The organism is Vibrio sp. 1-1(7) (assembly GCF_013048485.1).
Classification (GTDB): domain Bacteria; phylum Pseudomonadota; class Gammaproteobacteria; order Enterobacterales; family Vibrionaceae; genus Vibrio; species Vibrio fujianensis.
This window is the reverse complement of sequence record NZ_VHSP01000001.1, coordinates 840,544-860,411: the sequence shown is the minus strand read 5'-3', so window position 1 is coordinate 860,411 and position 19,868 is coordinate 840,544. Positions and strand designations below refer to the sequence as shown.

The 19,868-nt window shown below is 43.2% G+C and carries 16 protein-coding genes; 8 read left to right on the top strand and 8 right to left on the bottom strand.

Annotated features, from left to right (window positions below):
* Positions 1-7 precede the first annotated feature (7 nt).
* From FKN05_RS04065 to FKN05_RS04055, 3 genes are all read right to left on the bottom strand, one after another.
* Positions 8-2,371, bottom strand: coding sequence for a DNA polymerase II (locus FKN05_RS04065; RefSeq protein WP_170886949.1), 2,364 nt, complete (start codon positions 2,369-2,371; stop codon positions 8-10).
* 239 nt (positions 2,372-2,610) lie between these two features.
* On the bottom strand, positions 2,611-4,482 hold the full coding sequence (locus tag FKN05_RS04060) for an Lnb N-terminal periplasmic domain-containing protein (RefSeq protein ID WP_170886948.1): 1,872 nt from the start codon (positions 4,480-4,482) through the stop codon (positions 2,611-2,613).
* 126 nt (positions 4,483-4,608) lie between these two features.
* A complete protein-coding gene (locus FKN05_RS04055; protein WP_099612322.1) occupies positions 4,609-5,091 on the bottom strand; it encodes a DUF3015 domain-containing protein in 483 nt (160 codons plus the stop codon).
* Positions 5,092-5,532: 441 nt separating this feature from the next.
* On the opposite strand from FKN05_RS04055, the gene uvrY reads away from it, so the two are divergent.
* The 3 genes from uvrY to pgsA are packed head-to-tail and all read left to right on the top strand — an operon-like array spanning position 5,533 to position 8,610.
* Positions 5,533-6,177 (top strand): UvrY/SirA/GacA family response regulator transcription factor, encoded by a 645-nt coding sequence (gene uvrY / locus FKN05_RS04050; protein WP_099612323.1) that lies wholly within the window; start codon positions 5,533-5,535, stop codon positions 6,175-6,177.
* Complete coding sequence (gene uvrC, locus FKN05_RS04045; protein ID WP_170887234.1) at positions 6,174-8,006, top strand: excinuclease ABC subunit UvrC; 1,833 nt, start codon at positions 6,174-6,176, stop codon at positions 8,004-8,006. The genes uvrY and uvrC overlap by 4 nt, the downstream gene beginning before the upstream one ends.
* A gap of 46 nt (positions 8,007-8,052) precedes the next feature.
* Positions 8,053-8,610, top strand: coding sequence for a CDP-diacylglycerol--glycerol-3-phosphate 3-phosphatidyltransferase (gene pgsA / locus FKN05_RS04040; protein ID WP_161428238.1), 558 nt, complete (start codon positions 8,053-8,055; stop codon positions 8,608-8,610).
* Positions 8,611-8,820: 210 nt separating this feature from the next.
* Here the strand turns inward: pgsA and cspD are convergent, their stop codons facing one another.
* Entirely contained in the window at positions 8,821-9,042 is a 222-nt protein-coding gene (cspD, locus tag FKN05_RS04035; RefSeq protein ID WP_161428237.1) for a cold shock domain-containing protein CspD, read from the bottom strand.
* Between the two features lie 520 nt (positions 9,043-9,562).
* On the opposite strand from cspD, the gene clpS reads away from it, so the two are divergent.
* Both clpS and clpA read left to right on the top strand, forming a co-directional pair.
* Complete coding sequence (gene clpS / locus FKN05_RS04030; protein WP_099612651.1) at positions 9,563-9,883, top strand: ATP-dependent Clp protease adapter ClpS; 321 nt, start codon at positions 9,563-9,565, stop codon at positions 9,881-9,883.
* Between the two features lie 38 nt (positions 9,884-9,921).
* Positions 9,922-12,189, top strand: coding sequence for an ATP-dependent Clp protease ATP-binding subunit ClpA (gene clpA, locus FKN05_RS04025; protein ID WP_161434014.1), 2,268 nt, complete (start codon positions 9,922-9,924; stop codon positions 12,187-12,189).
* A gap of 212 nt (positions 12,190-12,401) precedes the next feature.
* Here clpA and infA read toward each other — a convergent pair whose 3' ends face one another.
* The 3 genes from infA to aat form a co-directional block, all read right to left on the bottom strand.
* Entirely contained in the window at positions 12,402-12,620 is a 219-nt protein-coding gene (gene infA / locus FKN05_RS04020; RefSeq protein WP_001040191.1) for a translation initiation factor IF-1, read from the bottom strand.
* Between the two features lie 83 nt (positions 12,621-12,703).
* A complete protein-coding gene (locus tag FKN05_RS04015) occupies positions 12,704-13,402 on the bottom strand; it encodes an arginyltransferase (protein WP_170886947.1) in 699 nt (232 codons plus the stop codon).
* Positions 13,399-14,133, bottom strand: a complete 735-nt coding sequence (aat, locus tag FKN05_RS04010; RefSeq protein ID WP_170886946.1) for a leucyl/phenylalanyl-tRNA--protein transferase — start codon at positions 14,131-14,133, stop codon at positions 13,399-13,401. Before aat ends, FKN05_RS04015 begins: the two co-directional genes overlap by 4 nt.
* 32 nt (positions 14,134-14,165) lie before the next feature.
* Between aat and FKN05_RS04005 the strand changes: the two genes are divergently transcribed.
* Entirely contained in the window at positions 14,166-14,621 is a 456-nt protein-coding gene (locus tag FKN05_RS04005) for an outer membrane lipoprotein (RefSeq protein ID WP_170886945.1), read from the top strand.
* A gap of 132 nt (positions 14,622-14,753) precedes the next feature.
* Positions 14,754-16,034, top strand: coding sequence for a 3-phosphoshikimate 1-carboxyvinyltransferase (gene aroA / locus FKN05_RS04000; protein ID WP_170886944.1), 1,281 nt, complete (start codon positions 14,754-14,756; stop codon positions 16,032-16,034).
* A gap of 32 nt (positions 16,035-16,066) precedes the next feature.
* Here aroA and FKN05_RS03995 read toward each other — a convergent pair whose 3' ends face one another.
* Positions 16,067-16,315, bottom strand: coding sequence for a YciN family protein (locus tag FKN05_RS03995; protein ID WP_099612329.1), 249 nt, complete (start codon positions 16,313-16,315; stop codon positions 16,067-16,069).
* Between the two features lie 334 nt (positions 16,316-16,649).
* Here FKN05_RS03995 and topA point away from each other — a divergent pair, with 334 nt between their 5' ends.
* Entirely contained in the window at positions 16,650-19,280 is a 2,631-nt protein-coding gene (topA, locus tag FKN05_RS03990) for a type I DNA topoisomerase (RefSeq protein WP_170886943.1), read from the top strand.
* Positions 19,281-19,868 lie beyond the last annotated feature (588 nt).

The window sequence follows — 19,868 nt, the reverse complement described above, 5'->3', positions numbered from 1 at the left end:
CTCGGAGTTAAAATAACCCGAGTTGCGGCGCGATAATTTGCTCAAACTGACGGTTAATAAAAGGCAAAATCGCATCGGCAACGGGTTTGAGTTGTTTATCAATGTAATGCTGATAATCGATAGGGCTCGATAAGTACTGTTTAGGTTCCGGGCCATTAAGTGTCATGCAGTATTCAATCGTGCCTTTGTTTTGATATTGTAAAGCTCTACCTAAACGCGCATTGATTTCATCTGCTAGGCGAGCGGCGCGTACTTGAGGCGGCACGTTTTTTTGGTACTCGTGCAGCTTGCGTCGCAGGCGCTTTTGGTAGGTTAGCTGCTGATCAAACTCTCCAGCCAACGTTTGCTCAACGGTCGTGCGAATATATTCATCGGGCTGCTGATCGTGAAATATCATCCAATACAGTTCAGACTGAAAATGTTGGGCAAGAGGCGTCCAATCACTGCGGGCGCTCTCTAAGCCTTTAAACACCATTTTTTCCGCACCGGGCTCACCAATCAGGCCAGCGTAGCGCTTTTTCGATCCCGTTTCTGAGCCGCGAATGGTCGGCATTAAAAATTTGCGGTAGTGAGTTTCGTACTCCAGTTCTAAAAATGAGCTAAGGGCGTAGGTTTGCTCAAGGTGAGTTGTCCACCATTGGTTAATGTGCCAGACCAAGTCACGTCCGATTTGGTCAGCTTGTGTTTGGCTCAATGCGCCACCTAATGAAACAAAAGTTGAATCGGTATCACCATAAATGACCTGATAACCTTGCGCCTCAATTAACATTTTGGTTTGTTTCATGATTTCGTGGCCGCGCATGGTAATACTTGAAGCCAGACGAGTATCAAAAAACCGACAGCCAGAGGACCCAAGTACGCCATAAAAGGAGTTCATGATGATTTTAATCGCTTGCGAAAAGGCAGGTTCTTTGTTTTTCTTAGCGATATCCCGTGCGGCCCATAGCGCTTCAATCATGGCGGGCAGAAAATGGCGCTGACGATGAAACTGCCCGCCGCGAAATCCCTCTACCGCTTGATGGGATGCCGGGCCAACGTCGAGCGTTAACCCTTCAATTAACCCCAGAGGATCAATCAAAAATGAGCGAATGATCGACGGGTAAAGACTTTTAAAATCTAACACTAATACGGAGTCATACAAGCCAGGGCGAGAGTCCATGACATAACCACCTGGGCTAGCCATCCAGTTTTCCGAGTGTAGGTTGGGCGCGATGTAACCTGCACGATGCAGTTGAGGCAGATAGAGGTTTGTAAACGCGGCGACTGAACCGCCAATTCTATCTAGCTCTAATCCGGTTAATCGAGAGCGCTGAATGACAAAGTCTAGTAAATGGGTATGTTGGAAAATCTTCTCGACTAAAATGCAATCTTGCAGATTGTAATGGGCGAGCTGAGGTTTATCTTGTTGGTAAAGGCGATTGATTTCTTCCATTCTATCGTGCGGCTGAGTAATGGCTTTACCTTCTCCTAACAGTTGACGGGATACCGCCTCTAAAGACCAAGAGCGAAATTGATAGGTCGCGGTTTTTAAGGTATCGATTCCATCCAGTACCACGCGTCCGGGAATGGTAATAAAGCCTTGGTTCGTTTGCGCTGCCGAGCGAAAGTAACTGGCCTGCTTAGCTCGGCCAAGTTTCAGCTTTAATTGATGCCATTCGGCCCGCTTATGCAGTAAGCGAAAGTCAAAATCAATCACATTCCAACCAATGATTACGTCTGGATCAAAGCGTTGAAACCAATCGACTAACGCACTCAGTAAGTGATATTCATCGGCCACCCATTGGATGGTCGTTTCAGCAGCTTGTGGTTGGCCAACCATGATCACGCGGCTGTCGAGGGGGCTATGCAAACCGATGGAGTAGAGTAAGCCTTTCTCTGAGCATTCAATATCTAATGAAACCACATGGAGTTGTGGTAAATAGTCCGCTTGTCGGCATTTTGCTTGACGGACTTGGCGATAGTCGCCGTAGTGGGTTATGGTGCCGGTAAACTCAAGGCTGCCTTGAATGAATCGCTCCATTAAATAGCGATCCGCCAGTTTAATATCGGCTTCTAAAGTGATGATATTTGCTTGGTGGAGCGCTTGAGCCAGTTTGGATGCTTGATAATGGCTGGCAAAATAACAACCTGCCAGTGACTGTTGGTTAAAGTCTTTAAGCTCAAGAGGCCGAACATCAACGGCTATTTGCTGTTGTTTGGCGATGGCTTGGCAAGCTTGAATCTGCGTTTGTTCGATAAAGAACACCGCTTGTTCGCCCTCGATAATCAACTGTGTTGGCCCTTGATCTGTCGCCAGCCACAACTCAATGTGACTTTTACCATTGATATCTTTTGCTTGGCGGGTGAGAACAAAACCTGATTCGAGAGTCACAGTCAACCTTATTGATGGCAGTATTTAGGCAGAAAATATCTTCCTTTGCTGCTAGTCGTCTACCTGCTACAGCAAGTCGTTTGGGGATACCTAAAAAATAGCAGAAGATAATATCATCTTCTGCTATTCGCGTCAGGACGCGTTGAGGTCGGTTTGGCAGTGAACCTTACCAATTTCATGATATTTCTAAACTAAAGTGAACATGATTATAATGGGTCACTACAATTTACTTTTCGCACTTAGTAATAAAAATAACCAGTGATTTTTGCACTGATTTCTTCTTGTTGCCAATGCTGATAGCGAACTTCACTGCGCAGTGCCCAATGGCGAGCAAGACTCCAGTTCCAAGTTAAATTAAGCTGGCTATGATGATCGGCATGATTATTAAATAAAGCTAAGTATTGTCCTTGTAGCCCTAAACGGTGCTTATCTGCTGCTTGCCAGAGTAGGCCAGCCTCAATTCCCGCACCAGTCGTGAAACGATAATCGGTCAGTGAACCATGATTGAATGCCAATGATGCTAATCCATAGCCATGCAGACGGTTAGGATCGCCCCACGCTTGTCCATAACCACCTTGCATAAACCATCGTCCTTGACGTTGTTGGTGATTCGGCTGACGGTCAAAGCCAATTCGCATATTCCATGATGCACTAGAGAATAGATTGTGATTTGGCGCTACCGTCATGGCATCAAGCAGATACAACTTTTCTAAACGAGTGGTGCTATTTTGGTCTTGGCTTAATTGCAGATCCAAAAAGCTAATTTGCGCGCCAGGAATAAAGCCTTGTTGAGCATCGAATAAGTCGTGATAAGCGGCGCGCCACTCAAGGTTTAATGCCGACGGTGTATGATGCCAATATTGGCTACCAATGCCGAGTCGTGCCGAACCATGCCCTTGTTCAGGAGAAAAAGCCGGTATCGGGACGGGCTCAAAAGGTGATGGGGCGTTGATTTGGCTACGCAGTCGTAACAATTTGGTCAGTCGCTGCGCCGTTGGATCGCGTTCCAAGCCTTGATCATACAATTGAAAATTGAGCCATTCATAGGCAAATTCATAAATGGTGGCCAATTCCTGATCGTTAAACTGGTTAGGATCGGGAAATTGACCTTGGGTCGCCAGTTTTGCGGCTTGAAAAAGCTCTGGAGAGACTTGTTGTGATTGATGCATTAAACGCGTGCCAAAAGACTCTCTATAACGTGGTGTGGTAATAAGTCCTTGTTTCGCTAATGCACCGACAGTATCTGAAGGGATGGCTTGTAGTGGAAAATCTGCGACTAATTGTAAGTCATCACGGGCCAATTGTAACAAAGCAAGCAGTTGATAAGAGCAGTTTTCGTCCAAGAAATAATAATCAAACTCGGCTAATTGCATTTCCCACAAATGCAGTAGCACCCACTCGACTTCTTGTTCGGTTAAATTAAGTGGGTATTCCCAAATATCACGAGACTCAATGTCATTGTATTCACGCACTTTACGATAATAAGGCATCACAGTGAATCTACCCGGATAAAAACCAAATAAACCTTTCATCGCATATAATGCAGGGTTGTCATTGCCTTCGGGTTCGGCGGCAAAATTAATCGCAAACGCAACCAATTCTTTATGACGAGTTTGATCTTTCGCATCAATTCTGAGTAGGGTATGACCAAACATGGAGGAAGGATTATTCATAAATGCTGTCGGAAAAATGAGTGTCATCCCTGCTGGGTCAATCACGGTGCGCCAATTGTCTAATTCAGGGCAGTTAAGCGTGACATCATCGTTGCCATATTGAGACTCAATCCAACGATATCGGGCTGGATAAGTACAACGTGCTTGATGTGCGATAGCAGTCTCTGAGTGATAAAGCTGCTCAAGCGTTGCTCTTAACTCTGCTTCTGGATCTTGCTTTCCATTGCGAGCGAGAAAAAACTCGCGAGAATCTATTGTACTGCGATAACCTGACAGATAAGAAGGTAAGTAATGCCCAAGTTTTAGCCAGTATGGATGCTGGGCTAGGGATGGAATATCCACTTGGGAACGAGCTAAAGCGCTCGAGTTGAATAGCAACCCATTTGCGAGTAGGCAACAGGAAAGTAAACTGCGACGAGTAATAAAAGAGAGTCTCATGCCGATAGAGTCATTATTGTGATGTGCCGAGCAATAAAAAGTGCCCTGACGGGCACTAATAACGTTTATTGAACAACGAAGTCAGCTTTACAACCGAGGGGTTGGGAGACTTCGTGTGTCAGTCACTTAGATTGAGTAAGCGGCTAACGCTGGATCTTGTGCAACTAAAGTATTTAAGTTAGCAAACACTTGTTGAGACGTTACATTTTCAGATTCGAATACGTGGGCAAAGTTTTCTTTTGCCATGTGGTTGAATGTCGCTTTATCTGCTTCTTGGATACCCCAAACTTCAGCAAGTGTCGCTAGCGTTTCACCTTCACCACGTGCGATATCACGAGCGAGATTGTCTAAGTTACCGTCAATAAAGAGTGCTAATTTTTGCGCAGAATCGATGGTGCCAGTACCATCACAACCAAGCGTACCGAAAGTGATACCAAAGGTTTGGTTGCCTGAAGTACCGTTGGTGGTTGCACCAAGCACTTTAAACACTTTACCTTGTTGACCATCAAAGATCATGGTACCCAAACCACAACCAATGTCTGAGTCTGCCATAGCCGCGTTGGAAAGAGGAAGTACCGCTAGAGCGGCCACTGCAAGTAATTTTTTCATAAGTTTCCCTTAATTATCATTTTAGTATCAATACAAATGGAATCATTCACGGATTAGTTTTGAGAAACATTTCACTAATCATAAAAGTGTCAGATATAACATTGATTGACCGCCAATATAAATATATGAAATAAGCTGCATTTTCAACTAAAAATAGTGATTTATTTCAATTTTTGTATTGATTTTGTTGCACTGGTTCCATTGCTGTGTGTTCAAATTAGATCGGTGGTTACATCAAATTGCTCAAAACTATGCTTATCAGGTTATATAAGCGTTAAATGCGCATGTCATCCCACAGATTATTAAAGAAATTCTTGCCAAAATTTAGCTTTAGGCACATATTCATTGGCAGCAGGTTAGCCATTTAGGTTAGACTAAGCAGCCAGACTGTTGTCCATCGTTGTGATAACAGAGCGAATAGATAAGCGTGGAGATACAAGTTTGATCAATGTTTTCCTTGTAGATGATCACGAGCTGGTTCGCACAGGGATACGACGTATTATTGAAGACGTCCGTGGAATGAACGTAGTAGGGGAAGCTGATAGCGGTGAAAATGCAGTAAAATGGTGCCGTAGCAACCATACTGATGTCGTATTAATGGATATGAACATGCCAGGTATTGGCGGTTTAGAAGCGACCAAGAAAATTTTGCGTCTAAATCCAGATGTTAAAATTATTGTTCTGACGATTCATACTGAGAATCCGTTTCCAACCAAAGTGATGCAAGCCGGAGCGGCGGGCTACTTAACCAAAGGTTCCGCGCCCGATGAAATGGTGAATGCTATTCGTATTGTGAATAGTGGCCAGCGATATATCTCTCCTGAAATCGCTCAGCAAATGGCATTAAGCCAATTTTCACCCGCTTCTGAAAATCCATTTGCAGGCCTGTCTGAGCGTGAACTTCAAATTATGATGATGATCACTAAAGGACAAAAAGTAACTGACATTTCAGATCAACTGAACCTGAGTCCAAAAACAGTCAATAGTTATCGTTATCGTCTTTTTGCTAAATTAGACATAAGTGGTGATGTTGAATTGACCCATTTGGCGATTCGGCATGGGATGCTCGATACCGAGAAATTATAGTGTCTGAGTTTGATGCGCACGCTTTTTTAAAAACGGTCACCCATCAGCCCGGTGTTTATCGTATGTATAATACCGACGCTGAGGTGATTTACGTTGGTAAAGCGAAAGATCTGAAAAAACGCTTGTCCAGTTACTTTCGTAGCAAAGTCGATAGCGAAAAAACTCGAGCGCTAGTCAGTCATATTGACAAAATTGATGTGACAGTGACACACACGGAAACAGAAGCGCTTATTCTCGAACATAATTATATTAAGCAGTACTTACCTAAATATAATGTATTGCTGCGTGATGATAAGTCCTACCCGTATATTTTTATCAGTGCTCATAAACACCCCCGTTTGTCTTTACATCGGGGAGCGAAGAAGCGCAAAGGGGAATATTTTGGTCCTTATCCTGATTCCGGTGCCGTCCGTGAAACGTTGCATTTAATTCAAAAGATTTTTCCTGTCCGTCAATGTGAAGATAGCGTATATAGCAACCGCATTCGTCCTTGTTTGATGTATCAGATTGGTCGATGCGTTGCTCCTTGTGTTAAGCACACCATTTCCGATACGCATTATATTGAACTCGTGAACTACGTGCGTCTATTTTTGCAAGGTAAAGATAATCAAGTGCTGGAAGTGTTGGTCGAGAAGATGGAGCAGGCGAGCAGAGCATTGCGCTTTGAAGATGCGGCAAAATATCGAGATCAAATTCAGGCTATCCGTCGAATTCAGGAACAGCAATATGTGTCTGACGATTCGATGGATGATATGGATGTGCTAGGGTTTGCTGAAGAAAAAGGGCTGGCTTGCATTCATATTTTGATGATTCGGCAAGGAAAGGTACTTGGTAGTCGTAGTCATTTCCCTAAAATACCAATCCGCACTGGGCAACAAGAAGTGTTTGAAAGCTTCTTAAGCCAATATTACCTTAGTCATAATGAAGGGCGCACTATTCCTAGCCGAATTATTCTCAATGAGGGGTTATTGCACAATACCGTGCCGTTACAAGCGGCGCTGAGTCAATTAGCTGGGCGTAAAGTGGTTTTTCATGTAAAACCTACTGGAATTCGGGGCCGCTATTTAAAATTGTCTAATACCAATGCGCTCAGTGCCATGACGGCAAAAGTGAATCATCAAATGACAATCCATCAGCGGGTTAAAGCGCTTCAATCGGTCGTTGGCTTGAGCAACATGACTCGCATGGAGTGCTTTGATATCTCGCATACCATGGGAGAAAGCACCGTCGCGTCTTGCGTGGTTTTTAACCAAGATGGGCCAGTTAAAGCTGAGTATCGTCGTTATAATATCACAGGGATAACGGGAGGTGATGATTATGCAGCGATGGGACAGGCACTAGAAAAACGTTATTCTAAACAGCTCGATATTGATAAGATCCCCGATGTTATCTTTATCGATGGTGGTAAGGGACAACTCAACCGTGCGCATGAGATCATTAGCCAGTGTTGGCAAGATTGGCCTAAGCGGCCATTGTTGATTGGTATCGCTAAAGGTATCACTCGCAAGCCAGGTTTAGAAACCTTGATCACTACGGAAGGAAAAGAGTTTAATCTTCCTAGTGATGCTCCCGCCTTGCACCTCATTCAACACATTCGAGATGAAAGCCATCACCATGCGATTGTTGGACATCGAGCCAAACGGGGAAAAACTCGCCGAACCAGTTCACTAGAAGGCATTGAAGGCGTTGGCCCTAAACGTCGTCAAGCTCTATTGAAATATATGGGAGGAATGCAGGAGCTTAAACGAGCAACTGTTGAAGAAATCGCCAAAATCCCTGGGATTAGTTATTCTTTGGCGGAAAATATCTACCAAGCATTGAAACAATAGTAAAAATGCCGCACCATAAAGCCGCAACTAATAAGAGCCTAAAAATATGCGTTTTAACATCCCCAATATCTTGTCTTTATTAAGACTTTTCCTCATTCCTGTATTTGTTGTGGCGTTTTATTTGCCATACAACTGGGCCCCCTTTGCCGCCGCGATGATTTTCTGGATCGCCGGATTTACTGATTGGCTGGATGGCATGTTAGCCAGAAAACTCGGTCAAACGTCTCGGTTTGGGGCTTTTATTGATCCGGTTGCAGATAAAGTGCTCGTTGCAACTGCGTTAATTCTTATCACGGAACATTACCATTCTATTTGGATTACTATTCCTGCGGTGACCATGATTGGTCGTGAGATTATTATTTCAGCTTTACGCGAATGGATGGCCGAAATTGGCAAACGAGCCAGTGTGGCCGTGTCTTGGATTGGGAAGGTTAAAACATTAACACAAATGTTTGCTCTGTGGGTATTGATCTGGCGTTATGACGATTGGATGGTTTGGATGGGCTATGTGGCTATCTATATTGCAACTATTCTTACTTATTGGTCAATGATGCAATATTTATCTGCAGCGAAGGGCGATCTGCTCAATGAAGAGCACCATTAACCTTGTGCTTAATCGTTGATGGAAAATTTAAGTAACCCCAATATTATATTGGGGTTTTATATGTTACTTGGTGTGAAGTATCAAAGAGGAACAATAGCCAGTTAATGGTGACGTTAATTCGATTCTTATCCATTAAATCTGCAGTGACGCTGGGGATGAGTTCATCTCTGATTGAGTTATAAAACGATCACTCCGAGTATGGCAGCGGATTTATTTTGCGTGTTGTCCTTCAATAGGAACAACACTGCTGGCGTGGAAGCCTTTGGGGCCTTGCTCAACTTCATAGGCGACTTGTTGCCCCGCTTTTAGTGTGCGGTAGCCATCCATTTTAATCGTTGAATAATGGGTGAAAATGTCTTCATTTCCACCGTCTGGACAAATGAAACCGAACCCTTTGGCATTATTGAACCACTTTACTGTACCTGTAGCCATGCTATACATCCCTCATGCATTTGTAACTGATAGTGTTGACAGAAATACTCGCTCCTCTGATTCCATAAACGAGCGTTTCTGGTGTGAATGCTGGTTTAGCCGCTGCCAAATCTTTACTCACTAATTGACCAATGTAGTCAATGATAGAGCACAGTCAATAGGGGAGCGGTATAAAGATAGTCACTTTTATAAGTAAATCACTTTAAGGGGTCAGCGCATTGAGTTTTTTGTCTAAAAGAGGTGCTGCTTGAGTGATGAAGGATGGAAAAATGCAATGAAATTTGCAAATAGCAATGCATATTGTGAATTTAAGTGCATATTTAGCTGTTTTTTTGAACGGTTACAACCGTAACCGACAAGGAATCGTCATGTTTTATTTGCAGCTGTACCATTGCTGGATTAGTCTCTAGGTAAGGGTTGTTTTTCACCTGAACAGACAGCAAGTTAAGTGAATAAACCGCGCTGATGGATAGGATGACAATGGGTAATAATTTGAGAAACACTCTGATCTATGGCCGTCATGAGTAGAAACTTTGAATGGGTAACTCCAGGCTCAGATTTACTGGAGAAAGAAAAGACCGAGGTAAGCCCCCCGGCAATGTATCACGTAGTACTCAATAATGATGATTATACCCCGATGGACTTTGTGATTGAGATTCTTGAGCGTTTTTTCTCAATGGACATCGAAAGAGCAACACAAGTCATGCTTAGGGTACATTATGAAGGAAAAGCCATTTGTGGCACATATACTGCAGAGGTTGCAGAGACAAAGGTAGCGCAAGTGACCATGTACTCAAGGGAAAATGAGCATCCACTACTGTGTACTATGGAGCAAGCTTAGGCTTGTCAGACAATGTGGTTGTTCCTTAAGGAGGCCTTATGCTTAATAAAGAACTAGAGTCTAGTCTAAATGGCGCGTTCGCTCGAGCGCGAGACAAACGACATGAATTTATGACCGTCGAGCACCTCCTACTGGCATTGTTGGAAAACGATGCAGCGAAGGATGCATTATTGGCCTGTCAAGCTGATATTGACACATTACGACAAGAGCTGGATCAATTTATTGATCAAACCACGCCTCTTATCCCTGCGAATGATGACATGCGTGAAACTCAGCCAACTCTCAGCTTCCAACGAGTGCTACAACGCGCTGTTTTTCATGTTCAGTCTTCTGGACGTAATGAAGTCACAGGCGCGAATGTTCTCGTGGCTATTTTTAGTGAACAAGAGTCCCACGCGGCGTACTTACTGAAAAAAAATGATATTAGTCGACTTGATATCGTGAACTTCATTTCTCACGGGATTACTAAAATTTCCGGCGCGAGTGATGATCCTGCTGCTGACGCTTTTAGCCCTGGGAATTTAGATGATACCAATGGCGATGAGCGATTAGAAAGCTTTGCTAGCAACCTTAATCAACTCGCGAAACAAGGACAGATTGATCCTCTTATTGGTCGAGATAAAGAGCTTGAGCGTACGATTCAAGTATTATGCCGCCGTCGTAAAAATAATCCGCTCTTAGTGGGTGAGGCTGGGGTCGGTAAAACGGCAATTGCTGAAGGTCTAGCTTGGCGGATTGTGGAGGGGCAAGTTCCTGACGTCATTCAAAACAGTGTCATCTACTCATTAGATATTGGTTCGTTACTTGCTGGAACCAAGTATCGTGGTGATTTTGAAAAACGTTTTAAAACGATTCTTAAACAATTAGAGAAAGAACAAGACGCGATTCTTTTTATTGATGAGATTCATACGATTATTGGTGCTGGTGCAGCATCGGGTGGGCAAGTGGATGCCGCGAATCTGATTAAACCATTATTAAGCAGTGGCAAATTACGTTGTATAGGTTCAACCACCTATCAAGAATACAGCACGATATTTGAAAAAGAGCGCGCGTTATCACGTCGTTTTCAGAAAATTGATGTATTAGAACCGTCATTGGATGATACCACCAAGATTTTAATGGGGTTAAAGCCTAAATATGAAGCACACCATGATGTACGCTATACCCATAAAGCATTACGGGCCGCAGTAGAGTTATCAGCAAAATATATTAATGAGCGCCATTTGCCGGATAAAGCGATTGATGTGATCGATGAAGCCGGTGCAAGAGTCCGACTGATGCCTGCTAGCCGACGTAAAAAAACCGTTGGGGTTGCTGAAATCGAAGCTATGGTAGCAAAAATGGCGCGAATTCCAGAAAAATCGGTCTCTTCATCCGATAAAGATATTTTGAAAAATCTTGATAAGAAGATGAAAATGTTAGTCTTTGGCCAAGATCAAGCGATAGAAGTGCTGAGTGAATCGATCAAACTCACTCGCGCAGGTCTCGGCTCAGATAATCGGCCGGTTGGCTCGTTCCTTTTTGCAGGGCCAACTGGGGTTGGTAAAACGGAAGTTACCGTCCAATTATCCAAGTTATTGGGGATCGAGCTGCTACGCTTTGATATGTCGGAATATGGTGAACGTCATTCGGTTAGCCGCTTAATTGGAGCGCCTCCTGGCTATGTTGGTTACGATCAAGGTGGCTTGTTGACCGATGCTGTGATTAAGCACCCTCATGCGGTCGTTTTGCTTGATGAAATTGAAAAAGCCCATCCAGATGTCTTTAACCTCCTGTTGCAAGTGATGGACAATGGCACATTAACGGATAATAACGGTCGAAAAGCGGATTTCCGTAATGTAATTTTAGTGATGACGACCAATGCGGGTGTGGCTGAAACGGTAAAACAATCGATTGGTATGATTCAACAAGATCATAGTCATGATGCAATGGCGGAGATTAAAAAAGTCTTTACTCCAGAGTTTCGTAATCGCTTAGATCATATCATTTGGTTTAATAGCTTAGATGAACGAGTCATTCATCAAGTAGTTGATAAATTTATTGTTGAGTTACAAGCTCAACTGGATGCAAGAGGCGTGTCACTTGAGGTCTCTGAAGATGCAAGGCATTGGCTTGCTATCAAAGGGTATGATCGAGATATGGGCGCTCGTCCAATGGGGCGAGTCATTCAAGATCAATTGAAAAAACCACTTGCTAATGAATTATTATTTGGCGCTTTGGTTGATGGTGGTACGGTCAAAGTTGAGCTTGCCGATGATCAACTCACCTTTAAATGCTTAGGTTCTCGGGAAGAAGTTGTGAATTAAGAAATATATACCTAACCAATGTGAAGTTGCAGGTAGGCGACAAGCGAGTGATAAATTTGTCTGGAACAAATTTGAACAGCCGTAGGCTGGCCTTATAAATAATAAACGCACCGTAAATATGGTGCGTTTTTATAATCGAGTGTTAAGTGTTAGTCTTATGCAACAAAAACGGAGCGATAGGCTCCGTTTTTGTTGCATTCGGCAATCAGAGATTAACGAGCGCGGAAGACGATGCGACCTTTAGATAGATCGTATGGAGTCATCTCTACAGTAACTTTGTCACCAGTAAGAATACGAATATAGTTTTTGCGCATTTTACCAGAGATGTGAGCCGTCACGATGTGACCATTTTCTAGCTCAACACGGAACATTGTGTTTGGAAGAGTATCAAGGACAGTACCTTGCATCTCAATTACGTCTTCTTTAGCCATTTAATCCTCTTTAGAAATTTGGCGAAAATAATCAACGGCGCATTCTGCCGTTAAAACAACAATATGTAAAGTTGGGGCGTATTCTACCCTTGCCAACGCTGTTTGACTAGCTTTTGATTCGGTTGAAAGCGTACTTTATAATTCATCGCAGGGCATTCATCAATTTGATAGCCTAAATAGAGCCACTCTTTATTCATTTGTTTGCATATTTCGATTTGGACGAGAACCGCTAAAGTGCCTAAAGAGAGTGAGTGCTCTGGTTCAAAGAAGGTATAAAAAGCGCTGGCGCTATTGGGTAAAATGTCGGTAATGGCAATCGCGACAAGGTGGCCGCAGATATAAAGATGTAAGTATTGTGTTTGTAGCCAGTTTGAGCATGCAAACTTATCAAATTCATCTTTGCGCGGAGGATACATGCTTCCTTGCTGATGACGCGCTTCAATATAACGAGCATAGAGTGGGAACCAATCTTTATCCATCGTTGGTTTCAACTGCCATTGAACCGTTTTTGCTTTATTTAATAAGCGTTTTTGACTTTTTGAGGACCGAAAATCATTGACAGAAACGCGTAATGCCTGACAAGCGGAGCAATAATCGCAATACGGTTGATAAATTACATCCCCGCTACGGCGAAAACCATTCGCAAGAAGCAACTCATAATGTTCACTCGTCCTCATTGATGGATCAAGGGCGATCGCAACCCGTTCCATCCGTTCAGGCAGATAACTGCATGAATGATTTTCGGTTAGGCCAACTCTAATCTGTTGCGGTTCTGCACTCATCCTTTTTCCTCTATCGAATTCGTTAAGGGGCAAGGTAACCATTGTGGCTGAAAACAAGAGTGAGAGACAGATACCTCTTTTAACCTTAGCAATGATTGCATAAACTCGCTCCGTGATAATTCAGCCGCCCCTAATGACCTAAGATGCGGATTCATGACTTGGCAATCAATTAATTTACCTTGGTGATGCGAAAAATGCTGACAAAAAGCCCAAAGTGCAATTTTAGAAGCATTGGTCGCAAGGCTAAACATGGATTCGCCACAAAACAGCTGTCCGACTTCAATCCCATATAGCCCTCCAACCAATGTTTCATTTTCCCAAACTTCAACGGAATGACAAGCCCCTTGTTTTGCCAAGTGCTGGTAAGCGTTGCGCATCTCATGATTTAACCATGTTTCATTTGCCGGCCGCACGGCTGCACATAACTCAATAACACGGTCAGTCGCATGATTTAGGCTCATTCGATAAGCGTGTTTTTTTTGAAATTTTTTTACACTTTTGGCGGGTTTAAATGTCTTAGGATTAAAGACCGCACGAGGGGCGGGGCTCCACCAGAGGATCGGTTCTCCTGGCCCGTACCAAGGAAATATACCATGATGGTAAGCGGACAATATACGCATAGGGCGCAAATCGCCACCGTAGGCGAGCAAACCATTTGGCTCGGTTAACGCCATATCGGGAGAGGGGAAGGTAAAATGGTCCGCAGCCAACTCGGTCAGATAAATTGTCATCACTTAGTCACTTATTTTAATCGGAGCACAAGATGAAACGATGGATTTTGATCTTATTGATTTTTCCTCTATTTGCCAATGCCACTTATCAACGGAATCAAGCTCGTCCAGTAAATGATGTTGTTTTTGGTCAGGTGGAAACCGTCCGCTATATCTCTCAGCAAGAGATTCTTCAATCAAAAACGCAAGGCTGGGAAACACTACTTGGTGCAGTGGTGGGTGGATTAGTAGGGCACCAATTGGGTGACGGAAGAGGCAAGCAAGTGGCAACTGCGGTTGGGGTATTGGCTGGCGCGAGTATTTCTCAACACCAAGGAAAACAAGCTGTTCAGGTTGATTATCATTTGGTCGAAATATTAATTCGTACTTCAACGGGTAAGCTTATTGATGTGATTCAAGATGTCGACAGCCATATGCTATTTCATCCCGGTGATCGGGTGCGTATTTTATATTTTGATGAAGGCGTGCGTGTGGATAAAGAAAGGTAGTAAACGCTATCCTTGGCAAAGGTCGATTAACACTGGCGATTTTAGGTTATTTTGGGTAGTCTGCTAGTACCAAGAATTTTACTGCGCTAGATAAAAATAGGCATAGTCGCAGTGCAAGGAAACACAACTTTAATGGAAAGCCTTACGTTAAAATCAATTACCAAAATTAATGGTGAAGTGAACCTTCCCGGTTCAAAAAGCGTGTCGAACCGAGCGCTTCTTTTAGCAGCATTAGCCCGTGGTACCACTCGCTTGACCAATTTACTCGATAGTGACGACATTCGCCATATGCTGAATGCACTAAATCAGCTAGGTGTTGTGTACCGTCTTTCGGAAGATAAAACAGAATGTGAAATAGAAGGGTTAGGACAACCGTTTGAACATTCACAACCGTTAGAGCTTTTTTTAGGTAATGCTGGCACAGCAATGCGCCCGCTAGCAGCTGCACTTTGTCTGGGGCGAGGAGCGTTTACTTTGACAGGTGAACCCAGAATGAAGGAGCGTCCGATTGGTCATTTAGTCCATGCCTTACGTCAAGCGGGGGCTCAAATTGACTATTTGGAAAATGAACAATATCCTCCCCTGCGTATTCGTGGCACCGGCTTAAATGCTGGAGCGGTATCGATTGACGGATCCATTTCTAGCCAATTTTTGACGGCATTTTTAATGTCAGCTCCCTTAGCTGACGGAGAGGTTATTATTAATATTGAAGGTGAGCTAGTTTCTAAACCTTATATTGATATTACCTTACACATCATGCAGCAATTTGGTGTCCAAGTGATCAACCACGATTACCGACAATTTGTGATCCCAGCAGGTCAATCTTATGTTTCCCCAGGGCATTTTTTGGTTGAAGGTGATGCCTCTTCGGCTTCTTATTTTTTAGCGGCTGCTGCGATTAAAGGCGGTGAAGTTAAAGTGACGGGGATTGGTAAAAATAGCATCCAAGGTGATGTTCATTTTGCTGACGCCTTAGAAAAAATGGGGGCGGAGATTGAATGGGGGGACGATTATGTGATCGCTCGCCGAAAAGAGCTCAACGGTGTTGATCTTGATTTTAACGCGATTCCCGATGCAGCGATGACCATCGCTACGACGGCGTTATTTGCCAAAGGTACAACAGCCATTCGTAATGTTTATAACTGGCGAGTGAAAGAAACGGATCGCTTAACGGCGATGGCGGCAGAGCTGCGTAAAGTCGGGGCAACTGTGGAAGAGGGTGAGGATTACATCATCATTACACCGCCTACAGCATTTCGCCATGCAATGATTGATACTTACGATGATCATCGCATCGCGATGTGTTTCTCATTAGTTGCTTTGAGTGATAGTTCAGTGACGATTAATGATCCCAAATGCACCTCGAAAACCTTCCCTGATTATTTCGAAAAATTTTCCCAGATCAGTCATTGAGTTGAAAATCAAAGCCTCGTCTGAGGCTTTGATTATTTTTGTAACGAAAACTCTTTAGAAAGATGATGAGCTAAATATTTAAACATATTAAATACCGCCGTTGTTTTCTCAGTAGGTAGTCCGTCGTCATTCAAAAAATAAGGGCCTTTAAAAACCAAAACCTGATCTTTTTCTTCCACGCTTTCTGCGCGCATTCCTTCGATATACTGTTCGTGTTCTTGAATAAGCTGATTGGCAATCAGCAATAAATCAAATTGACTAATGGATTTTTTATCGCTCATGTTTTATTCCCATGATGTTTTGGACATAGTGTATGATTGTGACACGTAAAAGCCATGATCAAAAACAGGAAAACTAAGATTCTGTAATCATACTATTTTGTGATTTGCTCCATGTTTTGCTTTTTTTCTGTCGCATCTAGATCAGACTCTGATTAGTATGTGCGGTTTTCAAGCTCGGAACGAGTTTTCGTCGATTTGTCGAGCAAATAAGTGCTTTTTTATAAAAACAAGTTGATCTTCTGCTTGTCTGGCTCGATAGTAAAAAAAGAAGCAATATTTTAGAACATCATGCGATTTATTTTTCGCATCGTGATTAAGGGCATTTGAGTCAATTATGGGTAAATCACTTGTTATAGTGGAGTCACCAGCCAAGGCTAAAACTATCAATAAATACCTTGGTAAAGACTTTATCGTAAAGTCTAGTGTCGGTCATGTACGCGATCTGCCTACTGCTGGTCAAAGTAGTACCGCGACCAAAAAGACTCCATCTACAGCGAATAAACAACTGACTGTAGAAGAAAAAGAACGCTTAAAAAAAGAGAAAGAGCGTAACGCCCTAATAAAAAAAATGGGTATTGATCCTTTTCATGGCTGGGAAGCCAATTATCAAATTCTTCCTGGCAAAGAAAAAGTGGTAAATGAACTGCAAAAGCTCGCCAAAGACGCCGATTGCGTATATCTCGCAACCGATTTGGATCGCGAGGGAGAAGCCATCGCTTGGCACCTTCGTGAGATCATCGGTGGCGATGAAAAGCGGTATAAACGGGTAGTTTTTAACGAAATCACTAAAAATGCCATTCAGCAAGCTTTCCAACAACCCGGTGAGCTGAACATGGATGGGGTTAATGCGCAACAAGCACGTCGATTTATGGATCGAGTCGTCGGTTTTATGGTTTCTCCTCTACTGTGGAAAAAAGTGGCACGAGGGCTCTCTGCTGGACGAGTTCAGTCCGTTGCGGTGAAACTGTTGGTTGAACGTGAACGAGAAATTAAGGCATTTGTGCCTGAAGAATTTTGGGATATTCACGCAGAGACAAAAACACAATCGCAAGCTGATTTTCGTTTGTTGGTCGCACAAAAAGAAGGCGTGCCCTTTAAGCCAACCAATGAGCAAGAAGCACAAGCTGCAGTTTCCATCCTGCAAAAAGCGGCTTATGAAGTCTGTAAACGTGAAGATAAACCCACCAGTAGTAAACCGAGTGCACCATTTATTACGTCCACGCTACAGCAAGCGGCCAGTACTCGTTTAGGATACGGCGTAAAAAAAACCATGATGTTAGCTCAGCGCTTATATGAAGCTGGGTACATTACCTATATGCGTACCGATTCAACAAACTTAAGTGCTGAAGCGGTAGACAATGTTCGTCAGTATATTGATCAACAGTTTGGTCATGCCTATTTGCCGGATAGCCCAAATGTGTATGGAAGCAAGCAAGGAGCACAAGAAGCGCATGAAGCAATTCGTCCTTCCAGTGTCGAAATTAAAGCGGATGATTTGGAAGGGATGGAAGCGGATGCACACAAATTGTACGCCTTGATTTGGAACCAATTTGTGGCTTGTCAAATGACGCCCGCTCAATATGATTCCACCACGATCAGTGTTAAAGCGGCAGAGTTTACCTTAAAAGCGAAAGGGCGAATTCTTAAATTTGATGGTTGGACTCGGGTTCAACGTCCATTGGGTAAAAATGAAGACCAAATCTTACCAACAGTACAAGTGGGTGATAGGTTATCGCTTGAAAAGCTAGATCCCAAGCAGCACTTTACCAAGCCGCCGGCACGTTATACCGAAGCTGCGTTGGTCAAAGAGTTGGAAAAACGGGGAATTGGTCGCCCTTCAACGTATGCTTCGATCATCTCAACGATTCAAGATCGTGGCTACGTTAAAGTAGAGCAACGCCGTTTTTATGCTGAAAAAATGGGTGAAATTGTTACGGATCGGCTTGATGGTAGTTTTGCGGATTTAATGAATTATGATTTCACCGCACGAATGGAAGAAAAACTCGATCAAATCGCAGAAGGGGATGCCAACTGGAAAAAAGTATTGGATGCTTTTTTTGCTGATTTTAGCGGTGATCTTGAGCAAGCAGAACAAGATGAGTCGGTTGGTGGAATGAAACCGAACCATATTGTGATGACTAATATTCTTTGCCCGACTTGTGATCGTCCTATGGGAATAAGAACTGCATCGACCGGCGTTTTCCTTGGCTGTTCCGGTTATGCTTTACCCCCTAAAGAGCGGTGTAAAACCACCATTAATTTGGGCGATGAAGAGGGCATTATTAATGTTCTTGAAGAGGATGTCGAAACGGCTGCATTGCGTGCCAAAAAACGCTGTCCTATCTGTGAAACGGCAATGGATGCGTACCTGATTGATGGTAAGCGTAAGTTGCATGTTTGTGGTAACAACCCGAACTGCGAAGGTTATATCGTGGAAGAGGGCGAGTTTAAGGTCAAAGGTTACGACGGCCCCGTTGTTGAATGTGATAAGTGTGGCTCTGATATGGTGCTGAAAACAGGGCGTTTCGGTAAATATATGGACTGCACGAGTGACAACTGTAAGAACACTCGAAAAATACTTAAAAATGGTGAAGTTGCGCCACCGAAGGAAGATCCGGTTCATTTCCCAGAATTACCTTGTGAAAACTCGGATGCTTACTTTGTTTTGAGAGATGGAGCTTCTGGTCTATTTTTCGCTGCCAGTAACTTCCCTAAATCACGAGAAACTCGTGCGCCTTTAGTCGAAGAATTAGTCCGTTTTAAAGAAAGGTTGTCTGAAAAATATCAATATTTAGCCTCAGCGCCAGTGGCTGATCCTGACGGCCGCCCTACGGTTGTTCGTTTTAGCCGTAAAAGTAAAGAACACTATGTTCGAACTGAAATTGATGGAAAACCGTCGGGTTGGACGGCGCTTTATCACGAAGGGCAATGGGATATTACGGACAAACGTAAGAAAACCAAATAATGAAATCATTCATTGTAAAAAAGCAGCCTATGGCTGCTTTTTTTATTGTTCTCAATATACCTTCCCTACTCGAAGCGGAAGCGGTGTTGGCTACGTTCCGTTCACCTTAATGGCGTCTATCTATGCGCATAGGAACTTATTTACTTGCCGCCTACCTGCAACTGCCAGTTGTTGGGATATAGAGCAAATTTAAAGGAAGGGAATGGCTATTAATTGTACACTATTGATAGTTAAATCGAGTTTTTAGCGATGATATTCTACCTTTGTAGCGTTTTTTCTTATTTATCTCCTTTAATATATCTATATCGACTGTCACATTTTTCTATTATTTTTGTGTGAGTATTTTTTATTTTGGGATGGAAATCGTGAAATAAATGTTAGAGTTTATGGTGTTAACCCACCTCATTTTGTGAACAAGGCGAAGTGTTGAACATATCGGACTTACTTGCTGCACAAAATCTGTATTCGGGGTTTGTATTCCAACATAAATTCGATAAAGTAATAAACAACTGATTGCATTTTATACTTCCCTGAAGTTCGGTTAACAAATGTAATCAGTGACTAAGGAAAGCGTCGTCATTCCCCCCC